The organism is Enterococcus sp. 22-H-5-01 (genome assembly GCF_050310005.1).
In the GTDB taxonomy this organism is placed as follows: Bacteria; Bacillota; Bacilli; order Lactobacillales; family Enterococcaceae; genus Enterococcus_A; species Enterococcus_A hailinensis.
The window spans coordinates 312,653-325,619 of the sequence record NZ_CP189994.1 but is presented as its reverse complement, the minus strand read 5'-3'; the positions used below and the strand labels follow the sequence as shown (position 1 = coordinate 325,619).

The following is a 12,967-nucleotide window of genomic DNA, read 5'->3' as shown; positions in this document are numbered from 1 at the left end:
TAAGAGCTGACAGGTTTTTTATTCCTATGAATTTGCTGGCGCTAATAAATCGTTGATCGGAGTATAATCCATTGATAAATCTTTTGCCACTGCTTCTAAGGTTAAGCTTCCATTGAAAGTATTCACACCGCGACGGATAGCTAAATTATCAGCTAATACTTTTTCTAATGGATTATTAGCTAGGATATTGGCATAGGTCATTGTGCTGTTACTCAAAGCATGGGTTGCTGTTTGCGGAACTGCACCCGGCATATTAGCTACAGCATAATGGACGATTCCTTCTTTAACGTACGTAGGATCATCATGGGTCGTTACGTGATCTTCTGTTTCGAAAATTCCTCCTTGATCGATAGCGACATCGACAACTACAGAGTGATCAGGCATTGCAGCCACCATTTCTTTAGTTACTAAAGTAGGTGCTTTATGGCCAGGAATCAAAACAGCGCCAATGACTAAATCGGCAGTTTTCAAACATTCTTGAATATTGAAACTGTTAGACATCATGGTTTGGACACTGTTACCAAAAATGATATCTAATTCTTTCAATCGAGCAACACTAACATCTAAAATCGTTACATTTGCACCTAATCCGACAGCGATTTTTGCAGCGTTCAAACCAACGACACCGCCGCCGATCACTACTACATTCCCTCGACGCACACCCGGAACACCGGATAATAAAATACCCTTGCCACCATTGATACGTTCTAAATAGTTGGCACCGATTTGTGCAGCCATGCGACCAGCAATTTCACTCATTGGAGCTAGTAAAGGAAGTGTGTTGTCTGCTGGTTGAACATTTTCATAAGCAATCGCATTTACGCCACTTTCAATCAATGCTTCGGTTAGTGGTTTATTTGCCGCTAAGTGTAAATAAGTAAATAGGAGTAGTCCTTTGCGGAAGTATTTATATTCTTCTTGTAATGGTTCTTTTACTTTCATCACCATTTCAGCAGCCCAAACATCCGCTGCGTTCTCAATAATCGTTGCACCTGCTTCGATGTATTCATCATCTGAAATGGCAGAACCTTTACCAGCGTCTTTTTCCACTAAGACTTTGTGACCACGATTTGTTAGATCAAAGACACCAGAAGGGGGAAGGGCTACTCGATTTTCGTTGTTTTTGATTTCTTTTGGAATTCCAATAATCATTTGACACACTCCTTTTTGACAGTTTTCGCGCGAAAACGAATTCGCTTACACTATAATTGTACAGGTTTTTGTGAATATTTCAAATAAGAATTTGCCTAGTATTATTAACTATTTTGATAATAGGCCATGATAAAAAAGCTTATAATTAATTAGTATCATGTGCTAGAGAGAGTTTAATTATTAAGAATTTTGGTCGATATTTTCTATTTGTTTAACAAAAAGGAAAATATCGATTAGATAGACCAGAAAATATTTGCTTAAAAGGCATTTAGTAGAGATAATAGAGCCAGAGTATAAGGAGCGAAATAATTATGCCGGAACAACGGATTGACTTATTAAAAGAACAAATTAGTTTTCTTGAAGCTCGATTGATACGCTATGAAGGATTGCTTAACGGATCAACCTTAAATCGAATCATTTTTGGCGGTGGACGTCGAGCAAAATTGAGTATCATCGAAACGGTCATTGCTATCATCGTATTGTTGTATACATTACTACGAGTGAATCTGAATGCTATTTCAATTGTTGTGATTCTCTTAGCGTTAATAGTTATCCTATTTTCATTTGTTGAATTGAACTTGATTCGTAAAAAAAATGGGAAAGAAAAATATCAGCGTATGATCGATAGTTTGACAGCAGAAAAAAATTCTATGGAAAAAGAATTATCCCGATTAAAAAATGAAAAAACACAGTAGAATAATTATTCTACTGTGTTTTTATTTGTTTCTATAAATTTTTGACTACGTTCTCTTTGCAATTGATCGATTAAATTTTGGATTTTATTCAATGATTGGATGCTGGGACAAAGTTCAACTGCGATGATAGGGGTTTGACAATTTGGCACGTCGAAGGTGGAGGTACTGACTACGATATCACTCCGATTAAATACGGGTAGTAGATTATCGCCCTGTATTTCATCTATTCCAATTTGTTGCAGTCGATAATTTCCACGGATCGAAAATTTGATAAACTCTGTCAATAAAGCCTCTTGCATTTTTGAATCGGTCGAAATAATCGTAATATCTATCGGTTTTTCACTTTGTTTCATACCGTCCATACAACGAGGGATCGTAGCGATGATTTGGTAAATGTAATTATCAATAAATTCAGGTGTATTGAATAATTGATATTGCTCAGTAAAGTCAACAACCAATTGTCGTAATTGATAAACACAATGAGCGTGGAAAGCTTCCATTAATTGAAGACAGTCGCGTTTACGATCTTGTACAACGCTGATAAATTCTTTCGTTTTTGCATGGAAAAGATGTTGATTAATTAAAATCGTGGCTAATTCATCTTTCTGTTGCTCACTCAAGGGTTCGATCAATCGTTTACTGAGTGTTTCAGCAAATTCATAGTGGGTCTCGTAGTGATAAGCTAATGAAAAGTTAGTACTTAATGACTTTTGCTTTTGTTTTTCACTTAATAAAAAAAGATCTGCATATAACAGCCAAAAACTATCTTTCATGATATCTTCAGAATAAATCAATCGTAATTATCTTCTTAAATAAGGACTAAAATTATTGATCGCATGTTGATTTGGTGCCTCAATACTTTTAGACGTCAAATTACGAGAAGTAATTCGATGTCCCTTAGAGATTCGAATCAAACTAATAAAAAAATTGAGATTCAATCGATTATATTGAGCTATTGAAACAGGAAGCTCATTTTCAGTAATCATTGAGCGAACGATAGCATCACCAAATTGATAAAATTCAGTACTATAACGAGTCTGCTCACGAACGAATTTTTTCTCTGAAAAATACAAAAAGAACAAGTGTCGAATGGCGATCTCATTTCCAGTTAAACGAAATGGGCGGCGTTCTACGGTCATTTTCCATTGTCCTAGAGCTTCTTGCAAGTCTTTCATCGCAGACTGAACAGTCGTCAAACTACAAAATAATTTTCGTGACAATTCTTGCAAGGTGGAGCAATCCTCAAAAAAGATGGCCTCTAAGATTTTAAAGGCCATTGATTGGTTGATCAAAGTAGAAAAAAGGACATCGATCGTCGCGTTATCTGCTAACTCTAAGCGGTACAAACTATTTTCGCGAATAATTTGATAATAGTCACTTTGGGTATTGATTGAACGAATATCATTTAAGAGCGCTGGTGTCGTACATTTTGTGATTTTAGAAAGCTCTTCACTAGACCGTGGATTCGGAGAGTAATAGAGTGTTTCTATCAATTGTAATTGTCGTTGGCTGTCGCGTTTAAGTAGATGGCGTAAGTTCATTGCTCTGTTCCTTTCGTGATGTAAGAGGTTCGTATTGATTAATAAAATGTTGGATTCGATCATAGTCTTTGCTTGTAGGATACGTATTGATCGCAATCAAAGGGCAGGCGAAGTATAAATGATCCATCGTGATATTGGTAATGACCAAATCATAATGTTTGGTTAAACTTGTCAATTCGTTTTGCGAAATAAAACTATTTTCGAAGTATTCATAACAGACCGATCCCTTGATGAAAGCGGGAAAAATCGATTGCCAAAACCGTTCATGAGTAGAAGAAGTATCTGAAAGTAACAAAATTTTGATAGGTTTTTCTGCATCAATTAGTCGTTGTAATAAACCATCGATAGTTGTAATCAAGCGACTAACATACATATCAATAAAGGCAGCGTCGTATTGATCAACTAAGAAATCAGCAACTAATTTTTTTAGTTTTCGAATTTCACGATTATACTTTTTATCAAGCAAAACCAATGAGTTTTTACTCGTTTGTTGGAGTATTTCGATCGAATGTCTTTCGGGATAATAGCAGAATAACTCATTTCCTAGCAAGCGTAATGCTTCGACTATCTCAGTTCTTACGATTTGGTGACTTAATTTAAGATTTAGTTGTTCTAACAATAGATTATGAGCTTCGTAAAAATCCGATAAGTCTTCGTCCATTTGATTTGCCAATGATTGTTGTCGAGCATTCAAAATCAATTGATGTGTAAACAACGGCCATAAGCATTCTGTTAATTGTGCTTTATTGAAATCTAAATTCGTTTCACGTTTAATTAACTTGGCTAGTCGTTCCAATTGATCTAGTGAAGGGATGATCAAGCCACTATCTGAAGAAAGCTTGGCTATATGATGTCCTTGTTTAATGCGCTGCAATCCAATTAGAAAGCTGTGCATCAATTGCGAATGGATATTTATATTGTTACTGATTTGATTCATTTCTAATAACTGTTGAACCATTTGGTCAATACTTGAAATAAGTTCTTCAGAAAAATCATATTCATTAAAAGACATCCGAGATTCTTTAAAGAAAAGGTAATAGAAATGTCGAATCGTTACTTCATCACCAGCTACACGAAGAGGACGATGATAGACGTTGATGTCCCAATAGGCTAATTTATTTTTTATGGATTTCAAGTAACGCTGCATGTTAGAAAAGCTACAGTTCAAACGATCAGCAGCTAGTTGGATTCCGCGATTCTTCTCAAAAAATAAACTTTCAATTACTTGAAATTCTAAACTTGTTTTCAAAATATAAGCGTACATTACATCAATAGTTGCATGGACATCAAAATCGATTGAATTTAATCCTTTGATTTTTGTGATGGTTAAAGGCAAAGGTTCCTCATTTAAAAAACGAATGTCACTAATCAATGCAGGTAATGAGCATTGTAATAAGTCCATAAGTTGTTCGGAAGTAAGACGATCCTTGGCGTAATATAATTCCTCGACCAATCGTAATCGTCTTGTTGTTTCTTTTTTCATTAAGCTTCTAAGATTCATATTAAACTCCTTGAATATTTTTTTATTTAATATAATGTTCAAAGCTTGTTAAAACAACCTGTAAGTGCTTAATTTTCAGTTATTTTCGTTATTTAACTAAGTATCAATAAGCTTTATTATAATTAAATGTATTAATTTAATAAGGGAAATGCCAATTAATAGAAAAAAACTTTTAGAGATTTTTTTATTTTTTTTATTTGGATAAATAAAAAAATAAAGTTGAGAGAAATTCGATTAAAAAAGAGGTTAAGTGTTGCCTTTCTGGGAAAGAACGAATAAAATTAGCCTTGGAATACATTATAAAGATAGTGGAGGCAATACAATATGATTAATAAACAAAGCTTAGTTGAACAAGTAGCAGAAAAAACTGGTTTAACAAAAAAAGACGCAACATCTGCAGTAGATGCATTGTTTGACGGTATCCAAACATCACTACAAGCTGGAGAAAAAGTTCAAGTTATCGGTTTTGGTAACTTTGAAGTACGCGAACGTGCTGCACGTAAAGGTCGTAACCCTCAAACAGGGGAAGAAATTACTATTGCTGCAAGCAAATCACCAGCATTTAAAGCTGGTAAACAGTTGAAAGATGCTGTGAAATAAAAAAGTTAGTATAAAGCCCACTCCTTAGAGTGGGCTTTTTTTAATAGAAAAGAGCCTAAAATATAAAAAAGACTAAAAAATAACTTTGTGAATCATTCTTTTCTTGTTTCTTACTAAAAAAAAGAGTATATCTGTAAACAGTGAGAAATATGGAGGAATTATATGTTTGATTTTTTACCCCATTCAGTTTTACAGATGAGTACCATTTTTTTATCGATTGTCATTGAGGCAATCCCTTTCGTATTATTAGGTTGTATCATTTCGGGAGCATTACAGGTGTTTTTAACACCAGAGCGTGTTCAAAAAATTATCCCTAAAAATAAATTTTTAGCTATTTTAGTAGGTTCTTTTTTAGGCTTTTTCTTTCCATCCTGCGAATGTGGAATTGTTCCTATCGTGACGCAATTTATGAAAAAGGGCGTTCCTGAGCATACAGCATTTGCTTTTATGGTTACTGCGCCAATCATTAATCCGATTGTTTTGTTTTCTACTTATATTGCATTTGGAAATAGTACAAAATTTGCGCTATTAAGAGCTTTGGGAAGCTTACTAGTTGCATTAGTTATAGGCTCCTGGATCGCCTATTTCAATCGTTCACCGATTTTAAAAAATGAAGAAGGCGCTGATCATCCTCATGGCGAACATAGTCACGTTCATCACGAGGAAGAAAATCACCCGGAACACCCGCTAACTGTTTGGAATAAAATCTGGTCAGTTTTAGTTCACGGAATTGATGAATTTTTTGATACCGGTCGTTACTTAATTATTGGCGCTTTGATTGCCAGTGGGATGCAAGTCTTCTTGCCGACCCAATTCATGTTGCAATTAACTTCATCAAAAATTATCGGAATTTTAGTTATGCTGGTCTTAGCATTTACAATGTCGCTTTGCTCTGAAGCAGATGCGTTTGTAGGCTCTTCTTTGTTAAGTTTATTTGGAATCAATGCGATCGTAGCCTTTTTAGTTTTTGGACCGATGGTCGATATCAAAAATTTGATGATGATGAAACACAATTTCCACGGGAAATTTATTGTCCAATTAATCGCTCTGATCAGTGTGGTCGTGACGATTTTTGCACTTGTAGTATAGGAGGAGACATATGATACGCTTTTTAATTTTATCTGGCTATTTTGAATTAATGATGTATCTTCAAGTCTCAGGGAGATTAGATCAATACATCAATGTACATTATCGTTATTTGGTTTTTTTGACTATGGGTTTATCGATTTTATTAGCCCTCGTTCAATTAAAAATTTGGGCTGATGGCGATAAACATAAACACCATGATCCTCACGATGGTCATGAATATGGATTGAAGAAACCCTACCAACGTGCGATCGCTTATGTTTTACTGGTCGTTCCTTTAGTGGTTGGTTTGTTATTTCCTACAATTACTTTGGATACAACAATCGTAGAAGCGAAGGGATTCAGTTTTCCTATTAGTAAAGAATCCGTTGGTGATCCAGAAATGAATACTCAGTATTTAAAACCGGATACGAGTATCTATTACAATAAGAGTGATTATAATGAACAAATGACAAAACTAATGAAGAAGTATGAAACCGATCAAAAACTAGAAATTACTGATGAAAATTATTTAGAAGTGATGGAGTTGATCTATAATTATCCGAACTCCTTTGTCGGGAAAAAAATATCTTTCAATGGTTTTGTTTATGAAACCTCTAAAGACAATCAAAAATATGATTTCCTTTTCCGTTTTGGAATCATTCATTGTGTTGCTGATTCGGGTGTCTTTGGATTGATGACCAAGTTACCCGCTAATATGACGGTCAAGAACAATGAATGGCTGCATGTGGAAGGAACGATCACTTTAGATTTCTTTGAACCATTTGATCGCCAAATACCATCAGTAGAAGTAACGAATGCTCAGACAGTATCTGCACCTAAAAATCAATATGTCTATCGTGCATTTTAGAATAAGTCATCTCTCTTCGTTTTTAGAAGAGAGATGACTTATTTTTTTATAAATAATATTATAATAGAAGAAAACGGCAGTATTTTTGATTGAATACTAAAAAACCTGTACCAAATAAGGGTACAGGCAAGGAAATTTATAGTAAATAAGTACGATCAAAGGTGATCGTTAATTTTGCTGGTTCAATCAATACAATAAAACTTTCACTGATTCGATCATGTAATTCGGGATTGCTTATTTTTTTTAGATCGCTTGGAACAACCAAATCAAAATAAATAGTTTCCGGAGTAGTAGACTTATCTACCCTCAAATCATGGAACCGCAATTGGGGATGAATGGTTTTTAAAATCATTTTTAATTTTGGTGCGATGCGTTTAAAATCAGGATCGTTTAGAGGATAAGGATCTAAGTGACAAACCAAATCAAAACCTAAATTTTCTTTGATGTCATACTCAATGGCATCAATTACTCGGTGTGCATGGGTCAAACTCCAAGTTTCATCGACTTCAATATGAACTGAAGCAAAAATACTGTTCGGCCCATAACTATGAATAAGTAAATCATGGTAGCCAATTATATCGGGATAATTATCTAAATGTTTGCGGATGGCTAAAATCTCTGTTTCTGGCGCTCTGCCACCCATTAAATCATTGATAAAACTCATGATCATTTTGATACCTGAGTAAATAATATAAAGAGCAATTAAAAATCCGATATAACCATCGATCCGCCAGCCGCTAAACCATTCAATGATGGCGGATAATAAAACGGCAATTGTTGTATAGACATCATTGATACTATCTTGTGCGGTTGCTTTTAATGTGTCTGATTGAATATCTTTACCTAATGAACGGTACATGTGAGCTTGCCAAAATTTCATCAAAATTGATAATCCTAGTACGATGTACACGATAGGAGACAAAGAAATACTACTAGGATGCAAAATCTTTAAAAATGAACTATCTAAGAAACGGAAACCAACATAAGTAACTAAGATAGAAATCACAAAACCACTGATGTATTCAAAACGTTCATGCCCATAAGGATGTCCTTCATCCGCAGGCTTTCCAGCAATTTTAAATCCAGCTAAAGTGATTACTGAAGAGGCGGTATCAGAGAGATTATTCATAGCATCTGCCATGATTGATACACTACCGGATAAAGAACCAATAAAAAACTTAGCCAAGAATAATAATAGGTTTGAAATTAACCCTAAAATCCCTGCTAAGATTCCGACACTCGTCCGTTTATTTCCTTTAGAACGAGCAATAATTTTGTTAGTTAAAAAATTCAGCATAAAAATCATCCTAATCAATAAAGTAGTAACAGTATAACGGAAAAATGAAAAGAGAAAAAGTTAAAACGATTAAAAATGATTTTTATAAATAAAGTTTACTTTATTTATAAAAGGTTTACTTTATTATTTTGCTGTTTAGTTTTTAATAAAACTTTTTTTGATATCTCAGACATTTAAAATGAAAGCACTATATAATAACAATGTAAAGGTATTCAAAACGGAGGTGCTAAGATGAATAGTCAAATAAATATAACGTTATGGAACATCCAGACAACAAATGTTGTTACTGCTTTAGAAGATTTTATCGAGGATTGGAAAGTTTCTAAAAATAGTGATCTTGAAGAGTATTTACGTAGTTATCCAGGATATTTTAAAAGTGATGAGGACACACGTGAAGCGATTCGTTTAGTGTTAGGTTATGCAAAAGAATTGATGGATGGGCAAAGAGATACCGTTGGTTTTTACGAAAATAAAATTTGGCGGACGGAAGATGGTGAAAGTGTCCGTATGACACATTTCCATGAACGGACGATTTCAACTTTAATGCAAAAAATAGTGGTTGAACGATAATAGCAATTCAAATCATCGGTTTAGGATTGATGATTTGAATTTTTTTTTGCGTAATTTATAATAATTACTAAAAAAATAATATACTCAAAATAAATGTATCATTTATTTAATTGAGACGAATGAAATTCTTTTTGTTAAAAAGTAAAATCAAATGAAAGATAACTAAGCATTTTTATCTTTGATAAATTTTGAATTTCTTTATTTTGCTAGTTAATATAAATGATAATTGTTAGATCAACGTAAAATGAAACTATGAAGAAACTGTGAAGTCTGCTGTTCAATTTAGACAGTGCTATAAAATAATGATATTATATTATAGAATTAAGAAATTTAATTGTTAGATCCTTGTATCCAAAAAGAAGAAATGAGGTATAAATGGTGAAGTACAATAAAATTGTAAGTTTAATGGCGATTGGTACTTTGTTTGGACCAACACTATTATCCTCACAACAAGTTTTAGCGGAGGAAACAAGCACGGTTGGAAGTAATACTGTCGCTACAGCGAATACGGTGGATTCGCAAGTTGCTGATGAAACGACTGTAAGTTCAGAAACACCCGCTCCAACCTACCAATTTAAAGTAAATGATAAAGCAATTGAAAATAACTACGTTGATGAATATGGTAATACTATCGCTATTCAATATGATGCTGCTAAGGGATCAAGTGAAGGAAGTGCCATTCATTATATTGTGACACCTTCAACAGACAAAGCTGTTCACTTAAAAAGTGTTAAATTTGTTAGTCAGTCTGATAACAAAGTGTTAGCTGAAAATTCAGATATCACTGCGGCTGTAAATGGTGATTTTAGTATGCCTGCTTCGGATGTCTCAATTGTCATTGAAGCGTCAAAAGATGCTACGGATAATTCATCAAACGGTGAAAGTACGGATACTTCTAATAGTAACAGCTCAAATAGTAGTTCTGAAAGTAGCAACTCAAGTAATAGTAGTACCGGTAATAATAATAGTTCTTCGGGTACTAACAACAGCTCAAATAGTAGTACAGGTAATTCAACTACTGGAAGCAGCAATAATTCTTCAACAAATAGTAATGCAAGCACTAATAATCAAAATGCCAATAATTCAACTGAAGTACAAGGCCCATCTGCTGCGCGTCAACCAGCAAAAGATTCGACAGCTTCAGACGTACGTGTTCCTTCTAACCAGAATGTTCCAACATTTAGTAACGATGTTCAAACAGCCATTGTTCAAGAAGCCTATCGTCATTTAGGAAAACCGTATGTTTGGGGAGCTAAAGGTCCCAATGCTTTTGATTGTTCTGGCTTAGCTTATTTTGTTTATGCGAATGCAACAGGACATAATATTGGCGGATGGACCGGCGATCAACAATACGCAGGAACTCAAATCCCTGTTAGTGAAGCTCAACCGGGGGATCTGCTTTTCTGGGGAGCACCAACGAGCGTGACAACACACGTTGCTATTTATATTGGAAATGGTCAATATATCCATGCGCCCCAACCAGGCGATGTGGTGAAAATTGGAAATATCAGTGATTTTACACCGACCTTTGCAGTACGTGTCAATGTGGCTGGCCTGTCTCAAGCAACAGCTTCTAGCTCGCTATCAAATGCATTCGGGGAATATAGTACGGATACACCGTTTATTTTTAATAAAAATCAAAGCACCGATCAGTTTATCAAAAAAATTGGTGAAACAGCTCGTGAGATTGGACAAAAGAATAATGTTTATTCTTCTGTAATGATTGCGCAAGCTATTTTAGAAAGCGGCTCTGGCAATAGTTCTTTAGCTAGTGAACCGAATTACAATTTATTTGGTATCAAAGGTAAATATAAAGGCCAAGGTGTAACTTTCCAAACTTTAGAACAAGATGAAGCAGGCGCAAATTATCAAATTTCAGCTGAATTTAGAAAATATCCTTCTTATAAAGAATCGTTAGAAGATTACGCAAAATTAATTAAGAACGGGATCTCTGGTAATTCTGATTTCTACAAAGCTGCTTGGAAGAACCAGACAAGTTCATATGAAGAAGCAACAAAACATCTTCAAGGTCGTTATGCTACTGACAAACAATATGCTGAGAAATTGAATGCTATCATTAAAGCTTATGATTTAACAGAATTTGATCAAGCAAAAAATAGCAGTGCCACAACGCTGAAAGCTACAAAAGGTCCTGTGATCAAGTCAATGAAGACGTCCTTCGATTCTTATGATCGGATACAGGCAAAATTGATTGCAAGTGTTATTACCAGTTATCGAATTCCACAGATCATGTCAGCAAAACATTTTGTTAACTTATTTAGAGGAGATAGCCTAATTGCATTAGCGGCAACAGCAACTCCAAAAATCAGTAATTCTGACTCACCTTTACCAAAGACGGCCTCAATTTATGTCGCATTGAGTAACGGATTATTAGCAGTAATACCACCACTAAATGAATGATTTTTTTAAAGCTATTGCTTTTTGCGATAGCTTTTTCTTTTTGAAATTTAATATAAACTAGCGTTTTGTGCATTTTTTAGCAATATTTGTCTATTTCCTGTTTATTTAGTTGTAAAGACACATTGAATCAGGTATGATATTTTTACATTGTGGAATTTTTCCAAGAAGGAAGGAACTATATGAAATCGGATTTGTTTATGGAAATTGAGGAACAACCAGTTGCTAAGAAAGAGAAAATGGTCACATCAGATTCAAGTTTGATGTCACAATTAGAATATTCGATTAGCAAAAAAATTGATTTATTTAATACAAGTTTACCGCGTTATGCTGTACGATCGATGCTAGCGTGTTTATTTTTGTCATTAGGAACAGCAATTGCCTTTTATATTGCAATTCGGATGCAAGAAGCGATACCTGGATTGGAAAAAATGGCCTATGCATTTATGTTTAGTTGGTCTTTAGTCATGATTTTATTTATGAATGCCGAGTTAGGAACTTCCAATATGTTATATACTACGATTGGTGTGTATAAGAAAAAAATGGCGGTATCTTTCGCATTTAAACTATTGTTTACCTGTATTTTATTTAACTTAATTGGTGGCGTCCTTTGTGGATATTTACTTTCATTAACAAGTCCATTTGGCCATTTAGAAGCAGATAATTATATGTTTGCCGGCGTAGCTGCTAAACTTACAAAGTCGACTTGGCAAATTATTATTGAAGGAATGTTTGCAAATATCGTTGTAAATACAGCGGTGTTGATCAGTTTACGAATGAAGGATGATGCTGGAAAAGTAATCGCAATTGTATTTGTTATTTTTATTTTTGCCTTTCTAGGATTTGAACACGTTATTGCAAATTTCCCAGCGTTCTCACTTGTCTATTTTGCTTCACATGGTACTTTAGCAGAAATGACCTTGAGCAATGTCATTCATAATTTAAGTTTCGCTTTGGTTGGTAATTTCATTGGTGGCGGCCTTGTCATGGGATTGGGTTATGCCTGGTTAAACAATACAGAATCAAAATATAAAGATTAAAAAAAATCTAAGACTTCAAGAAATTATATTTCTTGAGGTCTTTTTTCTTTTTAAACTAATACTATTTTTATTATACAAACTCATATGAATATAATTTCATGTTATTTTTTGTTGACGGTTCTTTTGACAGATGTTACAGTGTTAAATGTAAATCGTACTAATTACGCTTTCTTTTTTTACAAAAAAATATTTTTTTTATTTTAAATGATGAAGGATC

At 34.2% G+C, this 12,967-nt stretch carries 12 protein-coding genes; 7 read left to right on the top strand and 5 right to left on the bottom strand.

What is annotated here, in order from left to right; all coding sequences use genetic code 11:
- Positions 1–24 precede the first annotated feature (24 nt).
- Positions 25–1,152, bottom strand: coding sequence for an alanine dehydrogenase (ald, locus tag ACQKTA_RS12545; protein ID WP_427814633.1), 1,128 nt, complete (start codon positions 1,150–1,152; stop codon positions 25–27).
- Between the two features lie 311 nt (positions 1,153–1,463).
- On the opposite strand from ald, the gene ACQKTA_RS12540 reads away from it, so the two are divergent.
- Positions 1,464–1,847: a hypothetical protein gene (locus tag ACQKTA_RS12540; RefSeq protein WP_332579698.1), complete on the top strand. Its 384-nt coding sequence runs from the start codon at positions 1,464–1,466 to the stop codon at positions 1,845–1,847.
- A gap of 5 nt (positions 1,848–1,852) precedes the next feature.
- Here ACQKTA_RS12540 and ACQKTA_RS12535 read toward each other — a convergent pair whose 3' ends face one another.
- Genes ACQKTA_RS12535 through ACQKTA_RS12525 form a run of 3 tightly spaced genes read right to left on the bottom strand, consistent with a single transcriptional unit; the run spans position 1,853 to position 4,889 of the window.
- A complete protein-coding gene (locus tag ACQKTA_RS12535; protein ID WP_427814632.1) occupies positions 1,853–2,641 on the bottom strand; it encodes a hypothetical protein in 789 nt (262 codons plus the stop codon).
- Positions 2,642–2,647: 6 nt separating this feature from the next.
- Positions 2,648–3,388 (bottom strand): helix-turn-helix domain-containing protein, encoded by a 741-nt coding sequence (locus ACQKTA_RS12530; protein WP_427814631.1) that lies wholly within the window; start codon positions 3,386–3,388, stop codon positions 2,648–2,650.
- The gene (locus tag ACQKTA_RS12525) at positions 3,366–4,889 is read right to left on the bottom strand and encodes a helix-turn-helix domain-containing protein (protein ID WP_427814630.1); all 1,524 of its coding nucleotides are present in this window, start codon (positions 4,887–4,889) and stop codon (positions 3,366–3,368) included. Before ACQKTA_RS12525 ends, ACQKTA_RS12530 begins: the two co-directional genes overlap by 23 nt.
- Before the next feature lie 324 nt (positions 4,890–5,213).
- Here ACQKTA_RS12525 and ACQKTA_RS12520 point away from each other — a divergent pair, with 324 nt between their 5' ends.
- From ACQKTA_RS12520 to ACQKTA_RS12510, 3 genes are all read left to right on the top strand, one after another.
- Positions 5,214–5,489, top strand: a complete 276-nt coding sequence (locus ACQKTA_RS12520) for an HU family DNA-binding protein (RefSeq protein ID WP_427814629.1) — start codon at positions 5,214–5,216, stop codon at positions 5,487–5,489.
- Positions 5,490–5,651: 162 nt separating this feature from the next.
- Positions 5,652–6,578: a permease gene (locus ACQKTA_RS12515; protein WP_427814628.1), complete on the top strand. Its 927-nt coding sequence runs from the start codon at positions 5,652–5,654 to the stop codon at positions 6,576–6,578.
- A gap of 10 nt (positions 6,579–6,588) precedes the next feature.
- Positions 6,589–7,425 carry a TIGR03943 family putative permease subunit gene (locus tag ACQKTA_RS12510; RefSeq protein WP_427814626.1) on the top strand — a complete coding sequence of 279 codons (837 nt, stop codon included), beginning with the start codon at positions 6,589–6,591 and terminating at the stop codon, positions 7,423–7,425.
- Positions 7,426–7,561: 136 nt separating this feature from the next.
- On the opposite strand, the gene ACQKTA_RS12505 is transcribed toward ACQKTA_RS12510, so the two are convergent.
- On the bottom strand, positions 7,562–8,722 hold the full coding sequence (locus ACQKTA_RS12505; RefSeq protein WP_427814625.1) for a cation diffusion facilitator family transporter: 1,161 nt from the start codon (positions 8,720–8,722) through the stop codon (positions 7,562–7,564).
- A 231-nt stretch (positions 8,723–8,953) separates the two neighbouring features.
- Between ACQKTA_RS12505 and ACQKTA_RS12500 the strand changes: the two genes are divergently transcribed.
- From ACQKTA_RS12500 to ACQKTA_RS12490, 3 genes are all read left to right on the top strand, one after another.
- Positions 8,954–9,292 carry a hypothetical protein gene (locus ACQKTA_RS12500; RefSeq protein ID WP_427814624.1) on the top strand — a complete coding sequence of 113 codons (339 nt, stop codon included), beginning with the start codon at positions 8,954–8,956 and terminating at the stop codon, positions 9,290–9,292.
- 378 nt (positions 9,293–9,670) lie between these two features.
- The gene (locus ACQKTA_RS12495; protein ID WP_427814623.1) at positions 9,671–11,713 is read left to right on the top strand and encodes a glucosaminidase domain-containing protein; all 2,043 of its coding nucleotides are present in this window, start codon (positions 9,671–9,673) and stop codon (positions 11,711–11,713) included.
- A 179-nt stretch (positions 11,714–11,892) separates the two neighbouring features.
- Entirely contained in the window at positions 11,893–12,750 is an 858-nt protein-coding gene (locus ACQKTA_RS12490; protein WP_332579707.1) for a formate/nitrite transporter family protein, read from the top strand.
- Positions 12,751–12,967: the final 217 nt, after the last annotated feature.